This is a genomic window from Lysinibacillus sp. NPDC056220 (assembly GCF_049315265.1).
Taxonomy (GTDB): Bacteria; Bacillota; Bacilli; order Bacillales_A; family Planococcaceae; genus Lysinibacillus; species Lysinibacillus pinottii.
This window is the reverse complement of record NZ_JBMOXD010000002.1, coordinates 640,806-667,800: the sequence shown is the minus strand read 5'-3', so window position 1 is coordinate 667,800 and position 26,995 is coordinate 640,806. Positions and strand designations below refer to the sequence as shown.

General features: G+C 37.6%; 27 protein-coding genes. 5 read left to right on the top strand and 22 right to left on the bottom strand.

All coding sequences use genetic code 11. The features are described 5' to 3' along the window. Positions 1-50 precede the first annotated feature (50 nt). The 4 genes from ACOZBY_RS08320 to ACOZBY_RS08305 all read right to left on the bottom strand — a co-directional run bounded on the left by ACOZBY_RS08320 (position 51) and on the right by ACOZBY_RS08305 (position 4,850). Complete coding sequence (locus tag ACOZBY_RS08320) at positions 51-1,034, bottom strand: alpha-ketoacid dehydrogenase subunit beta (protein ID WP_012295042.1); 984 nt, start codon at positions 1,032-1,034, stop codon at positions 51-53. Next, on the bottom strand, positions 1,034-2,050 hold the full coding sequence (locus ACOZBY_RS08315; RefSeq protein WP_012295043.1) for a thiamine pyrophosphate-dependent dehydrogenase E1 component subunit alpha: 1,017 nt from the start codon (positions 2,048-2,050) through the stop codon (positions 1,034-1,036). The genes ACOZBY_RS08320 and ACOZBY_RS08315 overlap by 1 nt, the downstream gene beginning before the upstream one ends. An 87-nt stretch (positions 2,051-2,137) precedes the next feature. Next, positions 2,138-3,565 (bottom strand): dihydrolipoyl dehydrogenase, encoded by a 1,428-nt coding sequence (gene lpdA / locus ACOZBY_RS08310; RefSeq protein ID WP_207889237.1) that lies wholly within the window; start codon positions 3,563-3,565, stop codon positions 2,138-2,140. Positions 3,566-3,755: 190 nt separating this feature from the next. After that, on the bottom strand, positions 3,756-4,850 hold the full coding sequence (locus ACOZBY_RS08305; RefSeq protein ID WP_422761993.1) for a Leu/Phe/Val dehydrogenase: 1,095 nt from the start codon (positions 4,848-4,850) through the stop codon (positions 3,756-3,758). 382 nt (positions 4,851-5,232) lie between these two features. Between ACOZBY_RS08305 and ACOZBY_RS08300 the strand changes: the two genes are divergently transcribed. Then, positions 5,233-5,469 carry a DUF2627 family protein gene (locus tag ACOZBY_RS08300; protein WP_008179922.1) on the top strand — a complete coding sequence of 79 codons (237 nt, stop codon included), beginning with the start codon at positions 5,233-5,235 and terminating at the stop codon, positions 5,467-5,469. 46 nt (positions 5,470-5,515) lie between these two features. Here the strand turns inward: ACOZBY_RS08300 and ACOZBY_RS08295 are convergent, their stop codons facing one another. The 16 genes from ACOZBY_RS08295 to nusB form a co-directional block, all read right to left on the bottom strand. Beyond that, positions 5,516-6,244, bottom strand: coding sequence for a glycerophosphodiester phosphodiesterase (locus tag ACOZBY_RS08295; RefSeq protein WP_031417420.1), 729 nt, complete (start codon positions 6,242-6,244; stop codon positions 5,516-5,518). Further along, a complete protein-coding gene (locus ACOZBY_RS08290) occupies positions 6,237-7,808 on the bottom strand; it encodes a DUF342 domain-containing protein (protein WP_207889238.1) in 1,572 nt (523 codons plus the stop codon). The genes ACOZBY_RS08295 and ACOZBY_RS08290 overlap by 8 nt, the downstream gene beginning before the upstream one ends. 332 nt (positions 7,809-8,140) lie before the next feature. Next, positions 8,141-8,326: a hypothetical protein gene (locus ACOZBY_RS08285; RefSeq protein WP_198695896.1), complete on the bottom strand. Its 186-nt coding sequence runs from the start codon at positions 8,324-8,326 to the stop codon at positions 8,141-8,143. Positions 8,327-8,408: 82 nt separating this feature from the next. Next, the gene (locus ACOZBY_RS08280) at positions 8,409-9,401 is read right to left on the bottom strand and encodes an S-layer homology domain-containing protein (RefSeq protein ID WP_031417416.1); all 993 of its coding nucleotides are present in this window, start codon (positions 9,399-9,401) and stop codon (positions 8,409-8,411) included. Positions 9,402-9,663: 262 nt separating this feature from the next. After that, positions 9,664-10,455: a sporulation transcription factor Spo0A gene (gene spo0A, locus ACOZBY_RS08275; protein ID WP_031417414.1), complete on the bottom strand. Its 792-nt coding sequence runs from the start codon at positions 10,453-10,455 to the stop codon at positions 9,664-9,666. Positions 10,456-10,847: 392 nt separating this feature from the next. After that, complete coding sequence (locus ACOZBY_RS08270; protein WP_031417413.1) at positions 10,848-11,795, bottom strand: SpoIVB peptidase S55 domain-containing protein; 948 nt, start codon at positions 11,793-11,795, stop codon at positions 10,848-10,850. A gap of 124 nt (positions 11,796-11,919) precedes the next feature. Next, a complete protein-coding gene (gene recN / locus ACOZBY_RS08265; protein WP_036164101.1) occupies positions 11,920-13,611 on the bottom strand; it encodes a DNA repair protein RecN in 1,692 nt (563 codons plus the stop codon). 33 nt (positions 13,612-13,644) lie between these two features. Continuing rightward, positions 13,645-14,094, bottom strand: coding sequence for a transcriptional regulator AhrC/ArgR (ahrC, locus tag ACOZBY_RS08260; protein WP_031417410.1), 450 nt, complete (start codon positions 14,092-14,094; stop codon positions 13,645-13,647). 100 nt (positions 14,095-14,194) lie between these two features. After that, positions 14,195-15,013 (bottom strand): TlyA family RNA methyltransferase, encoded by an 819-nt coding sequence (locus tag ACOZBY_RS08255; protein ID WP_012295056.1) that lies wholly within the window; start codon positions 15,011-15,013, stop codon positions 14,195-14,197. Further along, entirely contained in the window at positions 15,013-16,914 is a 1,902-nt protein-coding gene (gene dxs, locus ACOZBY_RS08250) for a 1-deoxy-D-xylulose-5-phosphate synthase (protein WP_012295057.1), read from the bottom strand. The genes ACOZBY_RS08255 and dxs overlap by 1 nt, the downstream gene beginning before the upstream one ends. A 161-nt stretch (positions 16,915-17,075) precedes the next feature. Beyond that, positions 17,076-17,957 carry a polyprenyl synthetase family protein gene (locus ACOZBY_RS08245; protein ID WP_012295058.1) on the bottom strand — a complete coding sequence of 294 codons (882 nt, stop codon included), beginning with the start codon at positions 17,955-17,957 and terminating at the stop codon, positions 17,076-17,078. 3 nt (positions 17,958-17,960) lie between these two features. Further along, positions 17,961-18,194, bottom strand: coding sequence for an exodeoxyribonuclease VII small subunit (gene xseB / locus ACOZBY_RS08240; protein WP_008179899.1), 234 nt, complete (start codon positions 18,192-18,194; stop codon positions 17,961-17,963). Beyond that, positions 18,191-19,549: an exodeoxyribonuclease VII large subunit gene (gene xseA / locus ACOZBY_RS08235; protein WP_031417408.1), complete on the bottom strand. Its 1,359-nt coding sequence runs from the start codon at positions 19,547-19,549 to the stop codon at positions 18,191-18,193. Before xseA ends, xseB begins: the two co-directional genes overlap by 4 nt. 231 nt (positions 19,550-19,780) lie before the next feature. Next, on the bottom strand, positions 19,781-20,596 hold the full coding sequence (locus tag ACOZBY_RS08230) for an undecaprenyl-diphosphate phosphatase (RefSeq protein WP_012295060.1): 816 nt from the start codon (positions 20,594-20,596) through the stop codon (positions 19,781-19,783). Positions 20,597-20,727: 131 nt separating this feature from the next. Next, positions 20,728-21,582: a bifunctional methylenetetrahydrofolate dehydrogenase/methenyltetrahydrofolate cyclohydrolase FolD gene (gene folD, locus ACOZBY_RS08225; RefSeq protein ID WP_012295061.1), complete on the bottom strand. Its 855-nt coding sequence runs from the start codon at positions 21,580-21,582 to the stop codon at positions 20,728-20,730. 31 nt (positions 21,583-21,613) lie between these two features. Continuing rightward, entirely contained in the window at positions 21,614-21,997 is a 384-nt protein-coding gene (gene nusB, locus ACOZBY_RS08220) for a transcription antitermination factor NusB (RefSeq protein ID WP_012295062.1), read from the bottom strand. Between the two features lie 211 nt (positions 21,998-22,208). On the opposite strand from nusB, the gene ACOZBY_RS08215 reads away from it, so the two are divergent. The 3 genes from ACOZBY_RS08215 (at position 22,209) to ACOZBY_RS08205 (ending at position 24,571) form a co-directional block, all read left to right on the top strand. Then, positions 22,209-22,373 carry a DUF2197 domain-containing protein gene (locus tag ACOZBY_RS08215; protein ID WP_012295063.1) on the top strand — a complete coding sequence of 55 codons (165 nt, stop codon included), beginning with the start codon at positions 22,209-22,211 and terminating at the stop codon, positions 22,371-22,373. Between the two features lie 15 nt (positions 22,374-22,388). After that, a complete protein-coding gene (locus tag ACOZBY_RS08210; RefSeq protein ID WP_036164103.1) occupies positions 22,389-23,225 on the top strand; it encodes a MerR family transcriptional regulator in 837 nt (278 codons plus the stop codon). 176 nt (positions 23,226-23,401) lie between these two features. Beyond that, positions 23,402-24,571 (top strand): MFS transporter, encoded by a 1,170-nt coding sequence (locus tag ACOZBY_RS08205; RefSeq protein ID WP_031417405.1) that lies wholly within the window; start codon positions 23,402-23,404, stop codon positions 24,569-24,571. 91 nt (positions 24,572-24,662) lie between these two features. On the opposite strand, the gene ACOZBY_RS08200 is transcribed toward ACOZBY_RS08205, so the two are convergent. After that, positions 24,663-25,073 (bottom strand): Asp23/Gls24 family envelope stress response protein, encoded by a 411-nt coding sequence (locus tag ACOZBY_RS08200; RefSeq protein WP_031417403.1) that lies wholly within the window; start codon positions 25,071-25,073, stop codon positions 24,663-24,665. A 330-nt stretch (positions 25,074-25,403) separates the two neighbouring features. Here ACOZBY_RS08200 and ACOZBY_RS08195 point away from each other — a divergent pair, with 330 nt between their 5' ends. Further along, positions 25,404-25,571, top strand: a complete 168-nt coding sequence (locus ACOZBY_RS08195) for a DUF4181 domain-containing protein (RefSeq protein ID WP_346728906.1) — start codon at positions 25,404-25,406, stop codon at positions 25,569-25,571. Positions 25,572-25,938: 367 nt separating this feature from the next. Here the strand turns inward: ACOZBY_RS08195 and ACOZBY_RS08190 are convergent, their stop codons facing one another. Beyond that, a complete protein-coding gene (locus ACOZBY_RS08190; protein ID WP_332289685.1) occupies positions 25,939-26,856 on the bottom strand; it encodes an HNH endonuclease in 918 nt (305 codons plus the stop codon). Positions 26,857-26,995 lie beyond the last annotated feature (139 nt).

Sequence of the window (26,995 nt, the reverse complement as noted above, 5' to 3'; positions counted from 1 at the left end):
TGTTCTTCCGTCTGAGGCTTTCATTTTTTCAATCAGCCTTGCTTGGTATGTTAAAATGCCGCAAGTTCTCGCATCGCACGTTCCACTTTATCAGGATTAATCATAAAATATTTCTCCATGGTTGGTGCATATGGCATTGCTGGCACATCGGGTCCTGCTAGACGTTGAATCGGTGCATCAAGCTCAAATAAACAATGCTCCGCAATAATGGCAGCAACTTCACTCATGATACTGCCTTCTTTATTATCCTCCGTAACAAGTAATACTTTCCCTGTTTTAGTCGCCGCCTCGATAATTGCTTCCTTATCAAGGGGATAGACTGTGCGTAGGTCAAGTATATGCGCAGAAATACCATCTGCAGCAAGACGTTCTGCAGCTTGTAGCGCAAAGTGGACAGCTAACCCATAGGTAATAACCGTCACATCATCCCCTTCACGCTTCACATCTGCCTTGCCGATTGGTAATGTATAATCGTCTAGAGGCACCTCACCCTTAATTAATCGATAAGCACGCTTATGTTCAAAGAATAATACAGGATCTTCATCACGAATAGCTGCTTTTAGCAATCCTTTAGCATCATATGGTGTTGATGGGATAACTATTTTCAACCCAGGTGTACCCGCAAAAAGGGCTTCAACAGATTGAGAATGGTAAAGAGCCCCGTGAATTCCTCCGCCAAAAGGTGCACGGATTACCATTGGACAAGTCCAATCATTGTTAGAACGGTAACGGATTTTGGCTGCCTCAGAGACGATTTGGTTGACAGCTGGCATAATGAAATCAGCAAATTGCATTTCTGCGATTGGACGCATACCATACATTGCTGCCCCAATACCGACCCCTGCAATAGCACTTTCTGCAAGTGGCGTATCTAGTACACGGTATTCGCCGAATTGATCATACAGACCAGTAGTTGCTTTAAATACACCGCCCTTACGGCCAACGTCTTCCCCTAAAATGAAAACTCGTTCATCACGTTCCATTTCTTCTTTCATTGCTAATGTAATCGCATCAATATAAGACATAACTGCCATTACACGTCACCTCCGTCCACTGGTGCATAAACATATTTCATGGCATCCTCTGGTTGTGCATATGGAGCCGCTTCTGCATAATCAGTAGCTTCATTTACTTCTGCCATAACACGTTCTTCGATTTCTGTACGTACTTTTTCAGTCATGACGCCTGCATCAGTCAGATACTTTTCAAATAACACAATCGGATCTTTTGCCTTTCCTTCTGCAATATCTTCAGCCGTACGGTATTGACGATCATCGTCGTCCGAGGAATGGGCTGTTAAACGATATGTGACTGTTTCGATTAAGCTTGGGCCCTCTCCATTACGTGCACGATCGGCTGCTTCTTTCACCACTTTGTAAACTTGTAATGGGCATTTTCCATCAACTGTCACACCTGGCATACCATACCCAATCCCACGATCAGAAACCTTCGCACAGCCTAACTGACGTTCTACTGGTACAGAGATGGCATATTGATTGTTTTCCACCATAATAATAACTGGCAATTTATGAACACCTGCGAAGTTGGCCCCTTCATGGAAATCCCCTTGGTTAGAGGAACCTTCACCAAGTGTCACAAAAGAAACAAAATCCTCATTTTGTAGTCGTCCAGCAAGTGCAACGCCAACTGCATGTGGCACCTGCGTAGTAACAGGTGAAGATCCTGTTAAAATACGGTTTTTCTTTTGACCGAAATGGCCAGGCATTTGACGTCCACCAGAGTTTGGATCTTCCGCTTTTGCAAATGCAGATAGCATCAACTCTCTTGGTGTCATACCAAAGTGTAAAACAACCCCCATATCACGATAATATGGCGCAATATAATCTTTATCTTTATTTAACGCAAAGGCCGCCCCTACTTGTGCTGCCTCCTGACCTTGACAAGAAATTACAAACGGAATTTTACCAGAACGGTTTAATAACCACATACGCTCATCTAATCTTCTGGCCATTAACATTGTTTCGAACATAGCAAGTACATCTTCATTTGACAAACCTAAATCTTCATGTTTGATTTGAACATCTTGCATACGAACACCCCTTTCGTATTATAGAGAAATAACTATCTTATCCTATATCCCCACATTTGGATATGTTAGTTATGAAATTCAGAAAATTTAAAAATGGATAGCACGACCATCAACTGCTAAAGCAGATTCCACTAATACCTCGTTTAATGAAGGATGTGGATGAATTGCCTGACTAATTTCCCATGGTGTTGCATCCAACAATTTAGCTAAAGATGCCTCTCCAATTAAATCTGTCACGTGCGGCCCTACCATATGAATACCCAAAATATCATCTGTTTCTTCATCAGCAATTATTTTTACAAAACCTTCTGCTTCCCCATTTACCAATGCCTTACCAATTGCCTTGAAAGGGAATTTACCGATTTTTAATGAAAAGCCTCGCTCTTTGGCAGCACCTTCGGTTAAGCCAATGCTAGCAACCTCTGGATATGAATAAACACATTTCGGTACCTTCAGATCATCGATATGCTCTGCTTTACCTGTCGCTATATGCTCGATTGCTGACAGTCCTTCATGAGAAGCCACATGCGCTAACTGTAAGCCACCAATCACATCACCTATGGCATACATATGTGATTCCTTCGTTTGATAAGAATCATTCACTTTAATGAAGCCATTTTCCACTTCGATTTCTGTATTTTCCAAGCCAATGTCTTGCGTGTTGGCTTCACGACCAACACAAAGTAAAAGTTTATCTGCCTCAAAGATTTCTTCCTGCTCATTCACTTTCGCAGAAATGAAAACGTTATCATTTTCTATTTTGAATGTATCTGCATCTAAACGGGCATTTGTGACAATGCGAACTCCCCTCTTTTCAAGCTGCTTTGTTACTTCTTTGACAATATCAGCATCCTCTGCAGGTAAGATAGTTGGTCCGTATTCTAGAACTGTTACATATACGCCAAAATCGCAAAGCATAGATGCCCACTCAATTCCAATGACACCACCGCCAATGATTAACAATGATTTTGGTAAATTGTCAAGCTCCAACGCATGATCTGAATTCATCACATATTGGCCATCAACTGTTAATCCTGCCATACCTCTTGGCTTTGAGCCAGTTGCAATGACAACATTCGTCGGTACAAGCATTTCATTTTCTTGCCCATTGGACATTTCTACGGAAATAGTTCCTGGCATAGGAGAGAAAATAGAGGGACCTAAAATTCGTCCTGTACCATGATAAACATCTATTTTGCCTTTTTTCATCAGTGTATTCACACCTTGGCTTAATTGCTCAACGATCGCTTGCTTCCTAGCTTGCACTTTGTCAAATTGCAGTGTCACACCTTCAATGTCAACACCATACTCACTAGCCGTTTTATTAGCCATTCGATATACTTCTGCACTTCGAAGTAAAGCTTTACTTGGGATACAGCCTTTGTGCAAGCATGTTCCACCTAAACGATCCCGCTCTACAATAGCTGTTTTCAAGCCTAGTTGCGCAGCGCGGATGGCCGCCACATAACCGCCTGTACCTCCACCTAAAATGACAACATCATAATTTTGAGCCATGTTTATTCCCCCTTTTGAGAAAAGTGCTAAAGTATTCTATCTATTAAACCATTACCCTACCAATTAGCTTGCGGTCTATTTTTGCTTAAGAAGAACAGAACTTTAGCTTTACTGCAACGGTGCTCTTATTTGTTGGTAAAATTAGAAGAAGTCGACAATGCGACTTCTCCAAATTTTCAAACCTTGTATATTAGCGACCGTGTAAAATATTTTTTTCATTTTTTAAGAATTGGCTGCGAGATTTCGCCACACGCGCAATGCGTTCTTCAGCTAAACGATTCGCTGCCACATATGTTGGAATGCCATCTCGTTTTGAAATAGCAAAGATCTTTTCAATACTATCATATATACCGTCAATGCGTTTCAGAGCACGTTCACGATTATAACCATATAATTCATCCGCAACGTTAATAACGCCACCAGCATTAATGACATAGTCTGGTGCATAGACAATACCTAATTCATGTAGGAAATCACCATGACGTGAATCTTTTAACTGATTATTAGCAGACCCAGCAATTACTTTTGCTTTTAATTGTGGAATTGTTTCATCATTTAATATAGCACCTAAAGCACAAGGAGAGAAAATATCAACTTCTTGCGCGTAGATTTCATCTGGAGCTACTGCAATTGCGTCAAAGTCATTCACAACTCTATCAATTGCTGCTTGATTGATATCTGTTACAACAAGTTTTGCCCCTTCATTATGTAAATACTCGCAAAGCTTGTAGGCTACATTTCCTAGACCTTGTACAGAAATTTTTAATCCCTCTAATGATTCTGAACCAAATGCTTCTTTTGCAGCCGCTTTCATACCGCGGTAAACACCATACGCCGTTACTGGAGATGGGTTCCCTGATGAACCGAATGCAGGTGAGATTCCTGTTACATAATCTGTTTCCTCATGGATTAAATCCATATCTGTAACTGTTGTACCTACGTCTTCTGCCGTGATATAACGACCATTTAAGCCTTGGATGAAACGACCTAATGCACGGAACATTTCTTCGTTTTTATCTTTAAATGGGTCACCGATAATGACCGTTTTTCCACCGCCAAGGTTTAAACCAGCTGCCGCATTTTTGTAGGTCATACCTCGTGCTAAACGCAATGCGTCTTCCACTGCATTTTCCTCTGATGCATATGTCCACATACGTGCCCCGCCTAATGCTGGTCCAAGTGTTGTATCATGGATAGCGATAACCGCTTTTAACCCTGATGCTTCATCTTGGCAAAATACCAATTGTTCATAATCATACTTTTCCATATACTTGAAGATTTCCATGAAACTCGCCCCTTTGCTTTGGAAAGTGCATCCCCAAATGCCCGTCCCAATCAAGTTTTATCTAACAATCTTACCACTTGTTGTCCTCGCCTCAGCTATAATACTGAGCCCCATTTTTCAGTAGGTGTTTAGACCCTAGGATAAAAATTGTTTAGTAATGGATAATATTGCTCCACTTATTTTTACAATACTGACAAATTCACAATTTCGCAACTATTATTACATATTCTTGTTTAAGTAAGAATTTTCTAAACATTCAGTAACAAAAACTACTATATGCTCCGTCTAGTTTTGACGAACAATTATTATATTGATTACTAGCCTTTCTTGACATTCCCCCATCCACAGGTACAATTAATCATAGGAATAAGGAGGGGTATATATGGCCCGTTTAGCTGCATTTATTGTAATGCTTATTCCAGGTCTTATGGCTGCAGGCGGCATTAAATTTATGCGTGATACATTATTTGGGAAGCTTCTTTCGCCTTTCCCATTTTTATGGCTACAATTTGTAGTAGGTGTTATATTCTTTGTTATAGGCTTTGGCTTTTTCGCAGGATTTTTACTACATCGTGACCGCAAAAATGGAAAAGTAGCACCTCGCTTCCAAAAAAAATAAAAATAGCTATCCAAATAAGTCACATGGACTTACTGGATAGCTATTTTTATACACGCTGCTGTGTAGTGATGACTTTATCAGGGTAATCTGTTATCCAACCTATTACAGCATGGTGAGGATTGGTTAAGAATGGTTCATTACCATCAATTGCATAAAAACGACAGGCTTTGCCGCTTGTTACGCATGCCTCTAAATATCTTGGCTTGTAGTACCTTTTATGCATATGGACAGTATCAGCAGCTTTGTAATCAGCTAACAGATCCCATTTTAATTTTTTCGTGGCTATTAGAGCCGTTTCATATTCAGGTCTTTGCTTTTTCACATATTCCAGTATTTCGTAATGGAACGACGAGAAGTGGCTCCCTGCTGGTAACGATAGCCCTTGAAGAAAGTCATTCAGCCCACTTTGATTGTCTAAAATGGTTGATTTTAATTCAATATTTAAAGGGAGCTTATGTGTTTTAGCCCATGCTAAAACTGCATCAAATGCTGGTATTTTAGCCGATGAAAAAAGACGCCTCCAAGGCTTGCCGAGTTTAAAACGTAATAACTCTTCCATCGTACAATCACTCACCAGTTTATTGATACCTACTAATCTTGACAATTGTGGATCATGGTAGACGATTGGACAACCATCTTTTGAAAATTGGATGTCTAACTCAATGCCATCAGCCCCAAGCTCCAATGCCTTTTCAAAAGCTTTAAAGGTATTTTCTAGCGCATAGGCCGATGCTCCTCGATGTGCAAACACCGGAATATAGGACGAATTAGACATTTAACTCACCAAACTCTAGCAGAAATTTACCATTGGTCATTTTGCTTAATAAAGATGATTTTTTACCAATTTGAATATACGTCCCCGGATGCGCTTCCTTTGTCACAACAATCTCTTCTTTACCAATATGACGCATTTCGTCCATTATTAGCTTTATTTCACGATCTAATGTAACCGCTTCTGCCTTTAACTTTGTTAAAGCTTGCTTTGTCTCTTCAAAGGATGCTGTTTGTTCTTTAGACATTTGGTTGAGAAATGGCAATAAACTTTTCATTTTGGATTCATGGGCTGCAATTTCTGATTGTAACTCTTTAAGCTGGACAGCTTTTTCCTGCATGATCGAATTATTCTCTTGTTTATTGACACTTTCAATAATCAAATCCGTTCGCCGTTCCAATCGATTACCAGATATGGCCGTGACAATCGTATTTTTAGCTACAGCACGCCCTCCAATAATTTTACCTTTTCGTTCATCCACTAAAATGGAATGGGCTGAAAGCTGTGAACCTAATGCATAGAAACCAATATGGATACTTTCTGCTGCCATTAAATTTGCTTCATTGACATGTTTGACAAAAATATTGCCACCCGCTTCCACAACTGTTGACCCAAGACCAAATATGCCACCGCGAATATAAACATCTCCTTCGATGGATTTAATCAGTTTGGCACCGCTTACACCTTCAGCGCCATCAATAGAAATATCACCAGTTGCAATAACTGTATAGCCATTTGTTACTGTTCCTTTAATACTAAGAGAACCATTAAATTCTAGATTACCTGTTTCAACGCCTACATCACCGTTAATAGGTAGGTGTCTGTTTACACCAATCATACCTTTCACATCATCTAGAACACCAGCAATTTTCGAGCGGATCACAATTTTCCCGTCCTCTTCCACTTCATATGCTGATTTTGTATCGTATCGGATTGGAAAATCCCGTCCTGGTGCGGCAGCCACTACCTCACCTAGCACATTTTTCCCTGGTTTACCTAATGTAGCAGGAATCTTTTCACCTAGCCATGAGCCTTCCGAAATTTCTGAGATAAAATTCATATCAAAGTAATCCGCTTTTCCATCATCACGAATGACCGGTTTTCTCTCCGGCTTAGGTAAGTATGTAATTTGTGCATCCGTGCCTGCTATCGGTGGTTGCCCCTGAGCAATTAAAAATGCTTTTCCTGGTTCAGCCTTCGAAATATCAAAATCTAAAATTCCATGCACAATTTCATTTTCAGCAAGTATTTCTTGAATTTGCTGTGTCAGCTTTTCTTTATGATTGGCAATATATTCGTTTGTTTCATAGATAAAAATAGAGGCTGACATTTTATCACGGGCAATTTCAGCTTCAATATTTGGAAGCCAGCGGCCAATTTCTACTGGACTTGTATTTTGAGTAGACAGCACGTTTTTTAAAATTGAAAAATTAGATAATTTAAGTCGCGGATGACTACGTAAAATGCTATCAAATTCTTTTAATGGGAATCCGGCACTAAAAGTAAGCATAAATACCTTGCCATTTTCTTCAGAAATTTCGAAGTTTTCATTTCGAACTAGAATCAAGCTACCTCCTCCTTCCCTCTATATGTAAGTATATACAATCCACTTACATTTGTTTAGAGACCATTGTCACTAACGAGAAAGAAAATAGTACTACTTAATCATTAAAACATCGAACTATTTTTTATTTCCATTAAATATAAATAGGTTTATAATACTAAAAAATGTTTATTATTTTATTTTTTTAATAAAATTACCCTTAATTACATGGATATTCTATTAGGATCATTTGAACAAATAGTATTCCCTAGATATATATTATAGGATGGGATCGTCATAAAAAATAAATAATAAAAGGTCTTTAGAACTATAAAATTTTCAGATATTAAGGCTCTTTATTCAAGATAACTCTTTATATTTCCAATTTGGAAGGTCGAACCAAGTTGTTCTAATTCTTCCTTAGTCATATATCGCATATTTATTTTACCGTCTACTACGAGACGGACTTCAAATAATTGTTCATCTATTTGTATAATTTCTATTGAATTCATTACATCTAATTGAAAATTGACACTTTTCATTTGAATCACCTGCTTCTAGTTATTTAATCTAACAGTATGTAATAAAAAACTACCCCAAAAAAACAGGGTAGAAAAGGAAGTATTACCAAGCAGTATAACCAAAGTCATTACTAAAATCTACTGTTGTATTATTCGTAATTTCTATGTTTTTAATTTGATGTTTATAAAGGAACATTGTGTTATCTTCAAAAACTTTATAATTATAATTACCAAATATAGATTTAAGCTGACTATGCGAATTTAAAGGTTCAGAAATATTCCGTTTTGCATTTTTCGATGAGATTACTGCGATATAATTTCCAGAGGGAATACTATTAATACTATAATTCCCATTCTTATCTACTAAAGTTCTATATACATTTTTCAACTCAGTTTTATTATCAAGCCAATCGAATAATTCTTGTTTAGTGTAACTTGGATATGTTGCAGTTGTTGAAAATAGATAAACTGTAGCACCTGTATCTCCTAAAGTACCAATGAAGTCGTTATACTTCCAAACAACCGTACCCTTTATAGCACCGTTTCCTCTGCTGGTGTTGGATGTATTTGGATTACTAGAAACTTTACCAGATTTTATATATTGCTCTGTTCTATTTATAAAAGCTTTTAGGTGCGTTTGAGTCAATTTATTATTAGGCTTAAATGTACCATCAGAATAACCAGCTGTTATACCAGCAGCTACTAATTGTTGAATCGCATTATATGCACTATTTTCTCGAGGGACATCTTTAAACGTAGCATTCCCTGTAGGTAATTTTGAACCAAAAGCTCTTGAAATAAAAATCGCAATATGTGCTCTTGTTAATTCTTGCGAGGGCTTGAATGTACCATCTGAATATCCACTTACAATTCCTTTATCAACTGCTGATTGGATATAACCACTTGCGTAGTGACTTTTCGGAACATCTTTAAATTGTGTTGCTCTTTGAGTACCATCCAATCCTAAAAGCTTCCCAATTTCAACAATTGATTCGGCACGATTTGAAACCTTTTCTGCAGCATTCACTTCTGAACTATTAAATGAAAGAATAGACAAAATTAATACAAAAAACAATGAACATAACACTTTTCTCATATGTATACCTCCACATTCTATTCTAGAATCCACCCTTTAATACTAATATCTAAACCTAAATTGCATTACATTAGTATCACCCCTATAAGATAAGATTACCACCAAACCAATTTTTTTGAAATATTTTTATAGTAAGGGATTAAGGCATAAAAAAATACGCCCTTCTAAACAGTGATTCCACTGTCTAAAAATGGCGTTATAAAAACTCGAAGTATAATTGCTATTTCAGTTTTTCTATCATTTATTGCTAAAAGCTGTACGTTTAGCTAGCCATCATGTCAATACGGATTTTGTCTGCTATCATAGCAATGAACTCACTATTCGTCGGCTTGGATTTCAAATGATGGACTGTGTAACCAAACATCGACGAAATGGATTCATAATTGCCACGATTCCATGCCACTTCAATAGCATGACGAATAGCACGTTCAACGCGTGATGGTGTTGTGTTGAATTTTTTTGCAATTTCCGGATATAAAATTTTTGTCACAGATCCTAATAATTCAATATCTTCGAATACCATTTGAATGGCTTCGCGCAAATAAGAGTACCCTTTAATATGCGCAGGTACACCAATTTCTTTAATGATGGCTGTAATTGTGCTGTCTAATTGATGCTGATTTAATTTTTGAGGCACTGTTGGTTGTAAAACGCTTGTCTTTTTAGGAAGTGTCGCCTTCTGTCCAGCACAGTGTAAAATCTTTTGTACCAATTGGTCAAATTCAAATGGCTTTAGCATGAAATAGGAAGCCCCTAAATCTACAGCCTGCTTCATGACATCTTCTTGGCCAAAGGCTGTTAACATAATTACTTGGACTGATGACATTTTCTCATTTTGATACATCGATTCTAAAACAGCTAAGCCGTCAAGATGAGGCATAATTATATCTAGAAGTAAAATATCAGGTGTAAATTCCTCAAGCATTTGTAGACAAATTTTTCCATTCGAAGCTGTCGCAATAATTTCTATTTCGGCATGTCCCTGGAAATATTGCTCCATTGTTTTTAATAACTCACGATTATCATCTGCAATCGCTACTTTTACCTTTGTCATTTCAATTCCTCCTTCTGGACTTGCTTTGAACACTCCAAAGCGTTAACCTAACCCCTAAATGCCGTTTTTGGCACACTGTGGAATTTTCGACATTTTTGTTTAAAAACCTTTTTCATTTCCAAAAATGAGTATGTAGTCCGATACTTTCTTTTAATATCGACAAGTTGCGCTAAATAATGGCAAACTGTCGAAATGCTCTTATTACCTATTTTAGATAAAAAAATAAGATAAAACTACAGTTTTTTTAAATATCATGACTCCTTAAGGTTATTATGAGAAATACTTGTTGAATTCAAGGTCTTTTTAACAAAAAGGTAAAAATCCGCAAGTCTCCAGCGGCACCTGTTCTGCCTGCGGAAAATGCGGATTTTTACCAAATGCCATCCCTCTTTTTAGGAAGACTTTCTTAACATTTCAGCTACCGTTAGAGCTGCTCCCTTTTTCGGCTCCTCCACAAACATATGTGTCACAGCACCGACAAACCGACCGTCTTGAATGATAGGACTGCCACTCATTCCTTGCAAAATTCCACCCGTTTTTTCAATGAGCTTTTCGTCAGATACTATAAATTCAAGTCGTTCATTTTCAACCTTTGTTATTTCAATGGAAAAAGTTTCGACTTTACGGCCTTCAATCGCCGTATATATTTCCGCTTTCCCCGTTTTTATATCCTTTTCATGCATAATTTCAATCGCTTTGGGTAATCTTTGTGGATAGCCTTCTTCCCAACGGCCAAAAATTCCATAAACAGTATTTTTATCTATACTCCCTAAACGTTCCTGATGTTTTTCAATGGAGGAGATTTTGTATCCCGGTTGGCCAGGCATACTTTTACGGATTTGTTGAATGGAAGCTAAAAAAATGGAGCCAGCTCTAAATACAGGGGCTTCTTGTAGGGTTGAATCAACAATTTGATGACCTAGTGCGCCATAGTTTTTTGTCTCTGGATCAATATAAGTCAGTGTTCCTACTCCATCTGTTTCATCTTTTAAAAAGGATATGATGTGCTCTGCTTCTTGATTTTGTAATTCAAGTGTAACTTGTTTTCCGTCATTATTGATCGTCCATTTCTGTTGGCCTTCTTTAGCCATAGCTTGTTTGGCATCTGCCAGCGATTTTACAGGTATATCATTAATTTTTTCAATCACTGCGCCGCCTTTCATCCACTGATTGGAAGCTAACAGTACATCATGCGCTACAAACACATGCGATAATTGAAGTTGGATTCCAATGGCTTCTCCCATCGGTATAAGCTTTTTGGCGGCTAAAGCTTGTATAGGCAACACTAACAAAAAGATGAGCATAGGCAAAATGACTAATTGACGCCAACGACGATTCATACGACACCTCCTTTTCATTTTTGTCTTTTTACTATGTGTTGTTGTGGCATTCTTATAAGCGGTAAATATTTGTGCAAAAAGAAAAAAACCAGAAACAGTATCAACAACTGTTTCTGGAATATGCTTAACGCATTTGTTTTTTACGTTCTTCTGCCATGGTTAATAACTCTGTTGCATGCTGTAGCGTTAAAGCAGTAATTTCTGTTCCAGACATCATACGGCTGACTTCTTCAATCCGTGCCTTCTGATCAATTTCTGATAAAGAAGTAAATGTTCGATCATGTTCGACTTCTTTTTTTATAAAGTAATGATGATCAGCCATTGCTGCAACTTGAGGTAAGTGTGAAATGCAAAGCACTTGAGAATTAATGGATACTGCAGCAATTTTTTCTGCAATGGCCTGCGCTACTCTTCCACTAACACCTGTGTCCACTTCATCAAAAATGATGGATGTAATACCATTCGAAGAAGAGAAAATGGTTTTCAGCGCCAGCATCATTCGTGATAACTCTCCTCCCGAAGCAATTTTCGGTAAGGACTTTGGTGGTTCTCCAACATTGGTAGAAATATAGAAAACAATTTGATCTTTTCCATTTGCATCGAAATATGACAATTCTTCAAAATTGACAATGAATTTAGCTTTTTCCATATGTAATTCACGTAACTCTGCCATAATGGCTTCACTTAACTGTTGGGCAGCCGCTTTACGCACGGTTGAAAGTTCTGCAGCAAGCTCATTGAGCACCGATTCCATTTCAAGCACTCTTCGCTCTTTCACCTGCAAAATTTCATCACGATTGAGCAGTTCATTTAACTCTATTTTTATTTTTTCAAAATACGCTAAAATGTCCTCCACTGTCGAACCATATTTGCGTTTTAAATTTTGGAATAAAGCTAACCGTTGCTCCACCTCATTTAAACGTGCTGGATCAAACTCTAACTCATCTAATACATTTTTGACCTGATAAGCCGCATCTTGTAGCGCATAAAATGCCGTTGTCACTGCCTCGGAAGCTTCTTTGAATTGTTCATCCACTGTTGCTGCATCGTCCAAAGCTCCCATTGCATTACCAATCCAATCAAGACCTTTTGATTCTCCCTGAATAGCCTCATAGGCAGCACTAGAGCGCTCAAAAATTTTATTGTAATTCATGAGTCGACGGCGTTCATCAAGAAGCTCATCTTCCTCACCTAGCCTTAAATTGGCTTCTTCTAGCTCTTTTATTTGAAATTGATACAAATCAATGCGTTGTGCCATCAATTGTTCATCAATAGAAATTGAAGCCAGGTCCTTTTTCAGCATTCGATATTCTTCATATTGTTCGCTGTATGTTTTTTGAATAGGCAACAGCTGTTCTTCTGCAAACTGGTCGAGTAAATTGATATGTTGTTTTTCATCCATCAGCTCTTGATTTTCATGTTGGCCATGAATATCAATAAGACTCGCACCAATTTCCCTCAGCACTGATAATGGCACAAGTTTACCATTTACACGGCAAATACTTTTCCCAGAATCATTTAAATCACGACGTAAAATAACTGTATCTTCTTCAATTTCAATGCCTGCTTCTTCTAATTTTTTCAGCACTGGATGCGTGGAATTCGAAATTTGAAATAAACCACCTAATTCTGCTTTCCTTGCTCCATGACGAATAAATTCAGTATTTCCCCGCCCACCAGCAAGTAAATGAACAGCATCAATGATAATTGATTTACCAGCACCAGTTTCCCCAGTTAGCACTGTCAATCCTTCTGAAAAACTTACAGTCAAATCCTCAATGATAGCAAAGTTTCGGATACTAAGCTCTCTTAACACTAATTGTCACCTCTGAATCCATTTCCCCATTTTTTAAAGCATGTCTAGTAAGCGATTTTTTGTATTTTCCCGCTCGTTTTCATCTCGACAAATAATTAAAATGGTATCGTCTCCAGAAATTGTACCTAAAATTTCTGGCCAATCTAAATGGTCTAATAAGGATGCAATCGCATTCGCATTTCCAGGAAGAGCTTTCATCACTAAAAAGTGCGAAGCTCCATCAATGCTGATAAAGGCATCCGCTAATGCGCGATGTAATTTTTGTACTGGGTTAAATCTTTGATCTGCGGGCAAGCTATACTTATAGCGGCCGTCCTGTAATGGTACTTTCACCAAATGTAGCTCTTTGATATCACGGGATACCGTAGCTTGTGTCACATTATAGCCTGCATCTTTTAGAAAATCGACTAAATCATCTTGTGTTTCAATTTCATGATTAGCAATAATATCCCTAATCCGTATATGTCGTTGTCCTTTATTCATCATAGCCACCTCTAATAAATAATTAATTATGTGTATAATCACACTACCATTTTCAACAAAAAAGCACAAGAAAAAACACGGCTCTATAAGCGAGCACGTGTTATTTTAAAGAATTATGCGCTTCTTCTACGAGTGCATTAAAAGCTGTATATGCAGGAATGTCTTCTTCTCCAACAGGATTCACTAAATGGAATAAAAATTCAATATTTCCTTCTCCACCTGTTATCGGGGAATAAGAAGCATCCTTCACCACAAATCCAACTTCTGTGGCCATTGCTGCCGTTTTTTCTAATACTTCAAGATGGACTTTTTTATCACGAACGATACCTTTTTTTCCAACCTTATCTTTTCCCGCTTCAAACTGCGGCTTCACCAATGCCATGACATCGCCACCTGGTAGCAATAATGTCTTTAACACCGGTAAAATTAATGATAAAGAAATAAAACTAACATCTATTGTTGCAAAATCAGGTAACCCTTCAGATAAATCTGCCGCCGTAGTATATCGGAAATTAGTTTTTTCCATGACAGTCACACGTTCATCCGACCGAATTTTCCATGCTAATTGATTGGAGCCAACATCCAGCGCATAGCAATGTCTTGCTCCATGCTGCAACGCACAATCTGTAAATCCACCTGTAGAGGAGCCAATGTCAAGCATCAGCTTCCCTTCTACAGACATATCAAAAATTTGTAGGGCCTTTTCAAGCTTCAGACCACCACGACTAACATATTTTAAATCGGAGCCTTTTACTTGTAGAGGGGAATCGATAGCAATTTTTTCTCCTGCTTTATCGATACGTATTTCATTTGAAAAAACAAGTCCTGCCATAATGGAACGTTTTGCTTTTTCTCTTGTTTCACATAATCCACGCTCTACTAGTAAAATATCCACGCGTTCTTTTGGTTGTTTTGTCATTATTTATTCAAACCTACTTGCTGTTTTTGTTGAAGTAATACCTGCATACGCGCTACCGCATCCTCTGCTGTCATATGAATTTCTTCAAGCAGCTGATCGACATTACCATGCTCGATATATTGATCTGGAATACCCATACGATCAACAATTGCATTAAGATAGCCATGGTCATGAGCAAATTCTAATACGCCGCTGCCAAATCCACCTTTTAGAACCGCTTCTTCAATCGTTAAAATCGGTTTATGATTAGATAAAATTCGATGTAGCATATCCTTATCCATTGGTTTGATAAAGCGTGCATTGACCACCTCAATATCAATACCTTGCTGTGCTAACATGTCTGCTGCTTGCATGGCCATCGGAATCGTTGTGCCAAATGTTAAAATGGAAGCGTCTTTTCCTTCTCGTAAAACTTCCCAGCTACCAATTGGTAATGCCACAAGCTCATCATCTAGTGGTACGCCAATCCCATTACCACGTGGATAACGTAACGCAATTGGACCTCCATCATACTCAATAGCTGTTTTCACCATATGCTGCCCCTCATTCTCATCCTTAGGCATCATGATCGTCATGTTTGGAATATGACGAAGGAAAGCGATATCAAATACGCCCTGATGTGTTTCCCCGTCTGCCCCAACTAAACCAGCACGATCAATACCGATAAAGACATTTAGATTCGGACGTGCAATATCATGTAAAACTTGGTCATAAGCACGTTGTAGGAATGTGGAATAAATCGCTAAAAATGGCTTCATATTTTGTGTAGCTAAACCTGCTGCCATTGTTGCTGCATGCTGCTCAGCAATCCCCACGTCAAAGAAACGATTTGGAAAATCCTGTTGAATACCTTGTAATTTTGACCCGACAGGCATAGCAGGTGTGATCGTCACGATTCGCTCATCTTCATGAGCAATTTTACGAACAGTTTCTGCAATTAAACTACTCCATGCTGGCCCTTTTGTCTCTGACTTAACAAAGGCACCATTTTCAATTTTATAAGGACCTGTTCCATGCCAATTACCAATTGTATCGTCTTCAGCAGGTTTATAGCCCTTCCCTTTTTTCGTAATCACGTGAACCAGGACTGGCCCTTTCACTTTTTTTGCATGGGATAATGTCATTTCCAATGCTTCAAAATCATGACCATCAATAGGACCAAGATATTTAAAGCCTAGTTCTTCAAAAAAGACCCCTGACACCACTAAATATTTTAAGCTATCCTTCAAGCGTTCCGCAGTAGATGCAAGCTTCCCACCTAATACCGGAATTTTATTAATCAGTGATTCGAGCTCTTCTTTGGCTTTTGAATACTCCTTGGCAGTACGCAAACGTCCTAAAACACTGTGAAGCGCACCAACATTTGGAGCAATGGACATTTCATTATCATTTAGGATGACAATCATATTCGTTTTCGCATGTCCGATATGATTTAACGCTTCAAGCGCCATACCGCCAGTTAAAGCGCCATCCCCAATAATAGGAATTACATAGTTATGTTCTTTTTTTATATCACGTGCTGCTGCCATACCCATGGCTGCTGATAAGGAAGTTGAGCTATGACCTGTTTCCCATTCATCATGTTCACTCTCCACGCGCTTTGGAAATCCACAAAGCCCTTTGAACTGACGTAGTGTGTCAAATTGACTCGCACGACCTGTTAAAATTTTATGCACGTAAGCTTGGTGGCCAACATCCCACAAAAACTTATCTTTTGGACTGTCAAACATTTTATGCAACATCATCGTAAGCTCGACTACTCCTAAATTCGGCCCGATATGTCCACCTGTGACAGAACATTTTTCGATTAAGAAGGTACGAATTTCTTGCGCTACCTGCTCAAGCTCCTTCTTATTTAAGTTTTTTAAAAAGGATGGACTAGTTATTTTATTTAAATCCACCTTTCTCACACACCTTTTCAATAAAATATTCACCGCATTTGTTTTCACTATTATAGCAGTGTTATCAATATGCTAAAAGCACGAGCACTTCATTGTTTACAATTTGTAAACGTTCCCACCTATTCTAGCATATTCTTTTCCTTCAATGCCTTGATTTTCTCTTAGTTTTTACGATGAACAATATATGCCGCAAAGTCTCGTAACAAGCTAGCATCTATTGGTAATTGATCGAGTGCATTAATGGCATGTTGATAATGCTCCGCAAGCTTTTCTTTCGCTCCATCTAGCGTTAAAAGTGCTGGATAAGTACTCTTATCACTAGCTACATCTTTGCCCGCCGTTTTCCCTAGTTCTTCTGTTGTCCCTTCGATATCTAAAATATCGTCTTGGATTTGGAAAGCTAGGCCGATGTGATGGGCATATTCCTTCAATGTAGCACGGTCTTGTTTAGACGCGTCTGCTAATACGGCTCCCGCTTCAATACTAAATCTTAATAAAGCACCAGTTTTATTGACATGGACTTGTTCCAGTTCCGTTAAATCAAGCTGACGCTGCTCACCCTCCATATCGAGTACTTGACCACCAACCATGCCTTCAGCACCTGCGGCAACGCTTAATAACTGCACAAGCTCTATACGCTTTTCAGCCGTTACATCCATGCGCGCTAAAATACCAAATGCCAATGTGTTTAATGCATCACCAGCTAGTGTTGCAAGTGCTTCTCCATAAACTTTGTGGTTTGTTGGCTTTCCTCTTCTAAAATCATCATTATCCATGCTTGGTAAATCATCATGAATTAACGAGTACGTATGAATGATTTCAATAACAGCCCCTACAATTAAACCATCCTGTAAATTTTTTCTGTAAAGCTCAAGGACAGCTAATACAAAAAGTGGTCGTATACGTTTTCCGCCCGCCTTTAATGAATATAGCATGGAGTCCTTTAAATCTACTGGAGCATCAATTTTTGAAACAAGTGCAAACATCGTTTCTTCGATTTGTGGTATGTTGCTTTCAATAAAGTACTTTAATGGCTCATTCATTTCCTAATTCTCTCCCTTTAGTGGATCAAATGCTGTTGTTTCACCTGTCTCTTGGACAATAGATACTAGCTGCTCTTCAGCATGTTGCAGCTTACTATGGCAAAACTTTGATAGCTCCATTCCTTGCTTGTATAAATCAATCGCATTTTCCAATGGCACATCGCCTTGTTCTAGCTGGCGAACTATTTCTTCCAATGCCGTCATAGCCTCTGCGAAAGTCTGTTGCTTTTCTGTCACAACGATTCCCCCTCATTCTTTGGCAAAATATCCTTCACTTCAGCCACAACCTTCCCATCATGGAAAGCTAATGTCAGATAATCCTGCTCTTGTACTTCAGTGGATGATTTGATCATATGTTGATCTTTATAAGCGACTGTAAATCCTCTTGTTAAAATGGATAGTGGATTTAATGCTTCTAGTGTTCGAATGGTTGCCTCAAATTGTTGTTGCTGCTTCGCTACATAATACGTTGCAGCACGTGTTAACTGTTGCATGCGCGCTTCTAGCTCTCGTTGATGGAAAGCAAGTGCTTTTTTTGGTGAATGTTGTGCCACCGTACTATGTAATTGTTGAAGCTGTGCACTCTTCTTCATCAAATCTACTTGCATGGCTGTTTGCAATCCTGACTCGAGCTGTGCCAATCTTTCAGTAAACGGTCGATAAAGTCTTTCTGGCATTGACAATGGATAAGACTGTTGGAGCTTATTAAGACGTTGTCGTTCAGCCATAAGTTGCGACCTAACCATTTGGTGAATTTGAGATTTTTGTGAAAGTACCCGCTGGAATAGCTCCGTTTGATCTGGTACTGCCATCTCTGCGGCTGCTGTTGGTGTAGGTGCGCGTAAATCAGAGACATAGTCGGCAATTGTCGTATCTGTTTCATGACCAACTGCGCTAATAATAGGGATTCGACTTTCAAAAATAGCTCTCGCTACTATTTCTTCATTGAATGCCCATAAGTCCTCGATAGAGCCTCCCCCTCGTCCGACAATCAACACTTGACACGTAGCATCTTGATTGGCACGTTGAATATTTTGCACAATATTTGGTGCCGCCTGTGCTCCTTGAACGAGTGTAGGGTAAATCAGAATTTCAGCTAGAGGGTAACGTCTCTTTAAAGTCGTACAAATATCTCGAATCGCTGCTCCTGTTGTTGATGTTAGCACACCAATTTTTTCAGGAAACTTTGGGATCGATTGTTTCCAATCTAATTTAAAAAGCCCTTCTTTTTGTAATTGTTCTTTTAATTGATTAAAGGCAACAAATAGACTACCGATACCATCCGGTTGCATTTCTTGGACATATAGCTGATAAGTCCCATAGCCTTCGTAAACGTTTACATCCCCACGAATAAATACTTGCATACCTTCTTTTGGTTCAAATGCTAATTTCGTGGCAGCCGCTTTAAACATCGTGGCAGCAATTCTTGCCCCATCATCCTTCAATGTAAAGTAAATATGGCCAGATTGATGAATTTTCACATTTGATAGTTCGCCTTTCACATACACTTCGCGTAGGTGAGGGTCCGCATCGAATTTTCGTTTAATATATTTTGTTAATGCTTTTACAGTTAAATAAGAAGCAGAGGACATGTTTTCGGCTCCTTTACTAAGATCAAGTTTTTCACAAAAACTACACCTATCATAACATTTTTTACTGGTGTTGACGCGTTTAAATGCAGTTTCGCTAGAAAAAATGCCTGTCTTTTATCTATCAAAAAACAACTATAACATATTCATACACGTTCTAACTAATAGAAATTGACTATTCAATGAATAACAAAAAAAGGTCTCATAACAACAGTTGTTATGAGACTTTACATTTTAATAGAATAATAATAATAATGTTCCTACAATAAAACAGTAGTACGTAAAATAGCTAAGTTTACCACTTTTCATAATGCCCATAAACCAACGCATGGCAAAGTACGTCATAATAAGTGTAGCTAGAAAAGTGGCTGCATATGGAAGCGCTAACGCACCTTTATTAGGCTCACCTAAAAAATCAGTTATTCCTAATACAACCCCACCTAAGCTTACTGGAATATAAAGCATAAAGGAGAAACGTAATGCCGTATCCTGTCTCATACCTACTGCAATAGCTGAAATAATCGTAGCACCTGATCGGCTAATACCTGGTGTGAGAGCGACTGCTTGCCCTAACCCAACAATAATGGCATCCTTCGTACTTAAATCTGCATCTTTTTTCTTCCCACGCATATTACGAATCAACCATAATGCCGCACCCGTAACAAACAACATGAGTGCAATTGTCGTCATGCTCACATTGTCTCCAATAACATCACTTAATAATACTCCTAAAACGCCCGCCGGAATTGAACCGATAATAATATACAAAGCAAAACGAAAATCAGCATTATAGCGCTTCTCACGTGTTTTCAAGTACAAGAAGAAATGGGAAATCAATCGCACTATATCCTCACGATAAATATAAACAATAGCAAGTAACGAAGCTGTATTGGTTAGAATGGCGAACGTAAACCCTTGTTCACCAAGCCCTAGTATTTCGCTGGCAATCATCACATGTCCACTTGAAGATACGGGAATTGGTTCTGTAAACCCTTGGACAAGGCCAATAATGATATGCTTCACAATTAACACAATATCGATATTTTCCATAAAAACCTCCTACTAAGTATGTATGTCCCAAACGTTACATTAGACGTCAAAATTAGCATAAAAGTTCTGGCATCGATCCATAAAAAAAGTCATCTCAACACGATATTGAGATGACTTCTGGAAAAGGCTATTTAATTAGCAAGCTTATTTTCAGCTGCTTGCACAGTGTTGAATAGTAACATGGTGATGGTCATCGGTCCAACACCGCCTGGAACAGGGGTGATATGAGACGCTATACCATCTACTTCAGCAAAGTTTACGTCGCCGCATAATTTATTGTTGTCATCACGATTAATGCCAACATCAATTACAACAGCCCCTTCTTTCACATGCTCTTTTGTAATAAAGTTTGCACGTCCAACAGCAGCAATTAATATATCCGCTTGTTTTGTAAATGAAGGTAAATCTGGCGTTTTGGAATGTGTATACGTAACCGTAGCATCTTTTTGCAATAGTAGTTGTCCCATTGGCTTACCAACAATATGACTACGTCCTACGATTACAGCATGTTTTCCTGCAATTTCAATTCCTGAATACTCAAGAAGCTTCATTACGCCAAAAGGAGTACAAGGTAAAAATGTTTCTTGGCCAAGCATCATTTTCCCAACACTGACAGGTGAGAAGCCATCAACATCCTTCTCGACAGCAATTGTCGCGATGACTGTATCCTCATCAATATGTTTGGGAAGTGGTAATTGTACTAAAATACCGTGAATATCTTCACGTTGATTTAATTGTTGAATTTGTGTTAATAATTCCTCTTGCTTCGTTTCTTCTGGTAATTTAATCAGTTCCGAATACATACCAATTGCTTCACAAGATTTTTGCTTATTTCTCACATATGTAGCTGAAGCTTGGTTGTCCCCAACTAACACAACCGCTAAACCAGGTGTTAACCCCTGTTCTTTTAAACGAATTACACGCTCTGCTACAGCATTACGAATTTCTTGACCAATCTCTTTACCATTAATAATTGCACTTGACATAAACCTTCGTTACTCCTTCCAATTCAACACATTATTCTTGTTCTGTAAATTTAGAAAGTACACCATTGACGAATTTAGATGAACTATCATCGCCAAATGTTTTACATAACTCGATTGCTTCGTTTAGTACTACTCTTTTTGGTGTTTCTGGCATGTATAACAGCTCGTATACAGCTAGGCGTAAAACAGTTCTTTCAATTTTGGGTAAACGGGCAAGTGACCACTTTTCAAGATGCTGTTCTAATGTAGCATCAATTTCCTCCAAATGTTCAGCTGTTCCAGTAACAATTTTTTCGTAGAAGACATTTGTCGGTTGGCCTTTAATATGACCCATTGCTTCTTCAACTGTTAAATCTGTATTGTCTAGCTGAAACAAAACTTGCAACGCTTTTTCGCGTGCTTCATGTCGTTTCATGTAAAGCTCTCCTTCTTAAGTGGCATTAAGGTTTATAATAGCATAAAATCGCCCGAGAAACACGATTTCAAGCAAGTTTTCAATAATCTGAAACCTTTTTCAAGAAACTTTTTGCGCATCTAACAATTCATGTTAAGCATTCCAAAATGATTGTTTAAATCACAAAATGTTATAATAAAGAAAATTGAAAGAATCTTCAGAGGTGTTCACAATGCAATATGAAGCTATTTGCACAAGCTGTAAAAAACCATTCAAGCTCCGAGAGGGTGAAGCACAATATAAACAAATGAAAGAACGTAAAGCTCACCTATTTTATTGCGAAGAGTGCAAGCATAAAATTCGCTTTGATGCCATCCGAAACTTCTTTAGCTACTAGTGGAGGCAAGTAAGTATGAAGGAACATTATTATACAATCGGTGAGGTTGCCAAACTGTCGAATCTATCTGTTCAAACTTTACGCTATTATGATCAGATTGATTTATTTAAGCCTGCATACACTGATACTTATACCAATTATCGCTATTATAAAGATAGTCAAGTTTTTTATTTAGACATCATTAAATCACTTAAATATATCGGTATTTCACTAGAAGATATAAAAAAGGCGCTCAAATTAACGTCTGAAGAACTGCTTGACTTTTTAGCACAGCAAGAGCTAAGAATTGATGATAAAATTTCACGATTGAATGAAGTAAAAAACACATTATTAAAAACCAAAAAGCAATTACAGGAACAAATTGATATCCCCTTCTTTGGTGAGGTATATATACAGGTAGAGGAAGCGATGCCTATTCTACAAGTGACAACTAACAAATTAACACCAACTTCTAGTACCAATACATATTACGCAACCCTTACAAAAATTATTGAGAAAGAAGGCAGTGTATTAAATAGTCGCTATGGTTGTATATATCCACTCGCTCCCTATGAAGATGTGAATGCAATTATTTATGATGCTATTTTCACCCCGCTATTAACAGAGCGTATTTTTTCGAAGCTATCGTCAAACATTGAACAAACAATTATACCTGCAGGTACATTTGTATGTATCGCATTTATCTACCATCCGGATACCTATTTTTCTTTTTATGAAAAATTAAGAAATTATGTGATGGCTCAGTCAGAGGCTTTTGAATCCCAAGTTTATGAGCTCTATATGCCAGCTACTCTTACTATAGAGCATGAAAAGAAATTCATTGTTGAATTAAAGGTTCGCAAAAAACAATAAGATATCATCTTCCTTTATGTATAACTCTCTACATTAATTTCCAAACTGATAAAAAACATTAAAATTGAAAACAAATCTTTTGACCCTATAGTTACTATAGGGTTTATCGTATTACATGGAAATATTCTAGTAGAATGTCAATTTCATGTATCGTGAACGAATAAAAGGAGAACTTTATGAGCAAGAAACAAAATATAACATTAGCAATTTTACTATCGAATCTATTCATTGCCTTTTTAGGTATTGGTTTAGTCATTCCTGTTTTACCAACCATCATGAATGAGCTTCATATTTCGGGCTCCGTCGTTGGGTATATGGTTGCAGCCTTTGCCATTACGCAACTGATTGTGTCACCTATTGCAGGTAAGCTAGTCGATAATATTGGCCGCAAAGTCATGATTGTTGCAGGGCTTTTTATTTTTGGACTTTCAGAGTTTTTATTTGGATTAGGACGTTCCATTGAAATACTCTTTATCTCTCGAATGCTAGGTGGAGTCAGTGCGGCCTTCATTATGCCTGCCGTCACTGCTTATATTGCCGATATTACTACACTATCTCAACGCCCAAAAGCTCTTGGCTATATGAGTGCAGCAATTAGTACAGGCTTTATAATCGGTCCTGGAATTGGAGGATTTTTAGCCGAATATGGTACGCGGGTACCATTCTATGCGGCAGGTGTCCTTGGCCTTGTAGCAGCCATCTTTTCCTTCGTATTATTAAAGGAACCAACACGAGCTGGAGATAAGGAAGATACACCAACATCCATGTTAGGTAGTGCAAAGCGAGTATTTAGCCCGCTTTATTTCATTCCATTTATTCTTATTTTCGTCCTATCATTTGGCTTAGCAGCGTTCGAATCATTATTTAGTTTATTCGTCGATCATAAATTCGCCTTTACGCCTTCGGATATCGCCATTATCATTACAGGCAGTGGGATTGTAGGTGCATTGGCACAATTATTACTATTTGATTGGCTGACAAAGAAAATGGGAGAAATTAATGTCATTCGTTACTCGCTAATCCTCTCAGCCGTTTTAACATTTGCTATGACCATCGTCAATCATTATTTTGCCATCTTATTTGTCACATTCTTTATTTTTGTCGGTTTCGATTTAATTCGTCCAGCTGTCACTTCATATTTATCTAAAATTGCTGGTAATGAGCAAGGGTTTGTTGGTGGCATGAACTCTATGTTTACAAGCCTAGGTAATATTTTCGGTCCTATTTTAGGCGGGATACTGTTTGATATTAATTTGAACTATCCCTATTACTTTGCGACAATTGTTTTAGTGCTAGGTGTCATCCTTGCGTTATTCTGGAGAAAGCCAAAGCATATTGAATTATAAACTTACAGCGATACAATATTATGAATGAATTTCCAAATAACAAAGGATTGCCCAAAGATGAATGAATCATCTTTGGGCAATCCTATTCGTTTTATTCATGTACCACAGTTTCTTCTTTTTCGAAGTGAATCCCTGTAATATGCACATTTACTTCTGCTGTTTCCAGTGCTGTCATATTAAAAATAGCTTGGCGTATCTGTGTTTGTACCTCCTTCGCAACCTTAGGAATGGCATATCCATATTTCACAGAGCAAAATACATCAATAGCGATTTCACCCGTTTCTGTTACACCTGATTTAATGCCTTTATTGTGTACTTTTTTACCGAAACGTTCCACGACACCTGTCGCAATATTACCACGTGTTGCAGCAATGCCTTCGATCTCATTTACAGCGATTCCAGCCACAACTTCGATAACCTCTGCCGCTACTTCAATTTTTCCAAGCTCTTCTTTTCCAGAAGGTGTTGGTTGTACGAAAGATTGTCCTACTTTCTCTGCCATACAAATATCATCCTTTCCCTTACACATCACAAACAAATGCTGTACTTACGCTTATTATACTATAAAAAGGAAGGTTTGGCTGTCGAAAGCCGTTTTAATTTATAAAGAAGCTTCATGAAATGATCTTTATTGCTCCTCAACATTTATTAATTCACACTGCTATATCAGTTAATTTATAAAGTTTACATTTTCCATTTTTATACCAACTAATAATTTACTATGATATGCTCTCTATTATGAATAAAGTTATAGCTAGTTAAGAAAAAGCAGATTTGAGAGGTGAATAAATTGACAAGAATGAAATAGGAACATTATTACTATTTTTAAATTGTGTTAGTGTTAGTAATTAGTATTTTTGGATTTGTAATTAGAAAATTGTTAGGTGTCGAGAGAAAAAAATGGTTTTCTTATAATCATCATAATGAAAGACATAAAAAACTTGATTGGTCAGTAAGAATATTTTTTATAAGTCTATTTTTTTTAGTACAGTTTATATGAATAACAACGATTCATTTGTCGTTTATCGAAATTTTGAAACACGGATTATCTTAATTGCTTTTATAATAACTTTTACGATAACAACTGATTTTTTCGGCCTATTTAATAATTAAAATTTTATCAAGTTCATGAGTGCTTGGTGGAATGGTTGTTTTACAAAAGACTAGTAACGTTAAAAATCCTGTCAATGCCAACTCCCTCAAGCTTTAACGATATATCTAAGAATAGAAAAATTTCAGAACGCTCTTCTATTACCATCTTTTTTCATAATTTTACTTTTAAATTACTTTTAAAAAGGCTTGTAAAATCTATTCTAGTAACATACAAAAAGAGAAGCATATTAATCCAGCTTCTCTTATGATTACTACTATACAAATACATGCTTCTTATGCCATTTAAAATACTTCTTATTTTCCTCATGGCGATTCACGCGCATTTTAGGATGAATACCGTACTTCACATAATCCTCCTCATCAATCCGTTCAGAGATATGAATCTTACCTGTCCCATCAAATGCAATATAGCCTTTGTCATATAATGCATCATGATTACAGCATAACAATAAACCGTTATAAGCATCCAATCTTTCTTCATGTGCGCTATCCTTCCAAGGCTTTGAATGACTTGCTCTTAGCATTGCAGGTAAATCTATGCCACACAATGCACATTGATGATTCCATAAAGGAGCTAACGCCTCTTTATATCTCTGCTGACCTTTACGAATTTTCACTTTTGCTTCCGCTTCTGTCTCAGCTAGGATTGGTACAAGTTTATTACTTTCTCTACTTACAACAGAACCAATTGCAAACTCTAATTGCTCCTGATTTTCTTCATAGATATTTAAGTCACTAGTCAATTCTAATAATTTAATTGCGAGCGTTTCATTACATGGGTATAAATAACCTTGATTGCCATTTCCATCTTGCTGGAAAGGAGAATACTTTATGGGTAGAAGCGGTAAAATCACATCAAAACTTGCCTTTATATTTAGTGGTATATCTAACTCATGATATTTTAAATCTACTAAATAACCTGCATCTTCCCATTGTGAATAACTTTGCATCTCTCCTGGTTTTGAAGCTTCATAATAATTTGACTGTGCGATACTAATAGCAACTAACTCTCCACGTACATAATGAAATATACAATCCCCTTTTAATATCTCTTTCATCCGATTCCATGAGTGTGGTACTTTACCAGATTTATCTTTTTGCGGTGACCAAATAATGCCCGCTTCTTTCTCTTCTAAATAGGTGTGCCCTTGCATTACAATATAATAATTCATCTAATTATCCCTCTATCTTGATCTGTTCTATATTTGAGTGTAAATGACGTAATCTTTAGTAGCCCCTTCAGGTATGAATAATTATAATCTATTTTATTAAAGATAGTTAAGAATTAAGGATTTACACAATTCATTACGG

Coding starts and splice junctions, on each gene's coding strand:
- ACOZBY_RS08320 (WP_012295042.1), bottom strand. CDS start 1,034: ATGGCAGTTATGTCTTATATTGATGCGATTACATTAGCAATGAAAGAA.
- ACOZBY_RS08315 (WP_012295043.1), bottom strand. CDS start 2,050: ATGCAAGATGTTCAAATCAAACATGAAGATTTAGGTTTGTCAAATGAA.
- lpdA (WP_207889237.1), bottom strand. CDS start 3,565: ATGGCTCAAAATTATGATGTTGTCATTTTAGGTGGAGGTACAGGCGGT.
- ACOZBY_RS08305 (WP_422761993.1), bottom strand. CDS start 4,850: ATGGAAATCTTCAAGTATATGGAAAAGTATGATTATGAACAATTGGTA.
- ACOZBY_RS08300 (WP_008179922.1), top strand. CDS start 5,233: ATGGCCCGTTTAGCTGCATTTATTGTAATGCTTATTCCAGGTCTTATG.
- ACOZBY_RS08295 (WP_031417420.1), bottom strand. CDS start 6,244: ATGTCTAATTCGTCCTATATTCCGGTGTTTGCACATCGAGGAGCATCG.
- ACOZBY_RS08285 (WP_198695896.1), bottom strand. CDS start 8,326: ATGAAAAGTGTCAATTTTCAATTAGATGTAATGAATTCAATAGAAATT.
- ACOZBY_RS08280 (WP_031417416.1), bottom strand. CDS start 9,401: ATGAGAAAAGTGTTATGTTCATTGTTTTTTGTATTAATTTTGTCTATT.
- spo0A (WP_031417414.1), bottom strand. CDS start 10,455: ATGACAAAGGTAAAAGTAGCGATTGCAGATGATAATCGTGAGTTATTA.
- ACOZBY_RS08270 (WP_031417413.1), bottom strand. CDS start 11,795: ATGAATCGTCGTTGGCGTCAATTAGTCATTTTGCCTATGCTCATCTTT.
- ahrC (WP_031417410.1), bottom strand. CDS start 14,094: ATGAATAAAGGACAACGACATATACGGATTAGGGATATTATTGCTAAT.
- ACOZBY_RS08255 (WP_012295056.1), bottom strand. CDS start 15,013: ATGACAAAACAACCAAAAGAACGCGTGGATATTTTACTAGTAGAGCGT.
- ACOZBY_RS08245 (WP_012295058.1), bottom strand. CDS start 17,957: ATGAATGAGCCATTAAAGTACTTTATTGAAAGCAACATACCACAAATC.
- xseA (WP_031417408.1), bottom strand. CDS start 19,549: ATGTCCTCTGCTTCTTATTTAACTGTAAAAGCATTAACAAAATATATT.
- ACOZBY_RS08230 (WP_012295060.1), bottom strand. CDS start 20,596: ATGGAAAATATCGATATTGTGTTAATTGTGAAGCATATCATTATTGGC.
- folD (WP_012295061.1), bottom strand. CDS start 21,582: ATGTCAAGTGCAATTATTAATGGTAAAGAGATTGGTCAAGAAATTCGT.
- nusB (WP_012295062.1), bottom strand. CDS start 21,997: ATGAAACGACATGAAGCACGCGAAAAAGCGTTGCAAGTTTTGTTTCAG.
- ACOZBY_RS08215 (WP_012295063.1), top strand. CDS start 22,209: ATGCAATATGAAGCTATTTGCACAAGCTGTAAAAAACCATTCAAGCTC.
- ACOZBY_RS08210 (WP_036164103.1), top strand. CDS start 22,389: ATGAAGGAACATTATTATACAATCGGTGAGGTTGCCAAACTGTCGAAT.
- ACOZBY_RS08205 (WP_031417405.1), top strand. CDS start 23,402: ATGAGCAAGAAACAAAATATAACATTAGCAATTTTACTATCGAATCTA.
- ACOZBY_RS08200 (WP_031417403.1), bottom strand. CDS start 25,073: ATGGCAGAGAAAGTAGGACAATCTTTCGTACAACCAACACCTTCTGGA.
- ACOZBY_RS08190 (WP_332289685.1), bottom strand. CDS start 26,856: ATGAATTATTATATTGTAATGCAAGGGCACACCTATTTAGAAGAGAAA.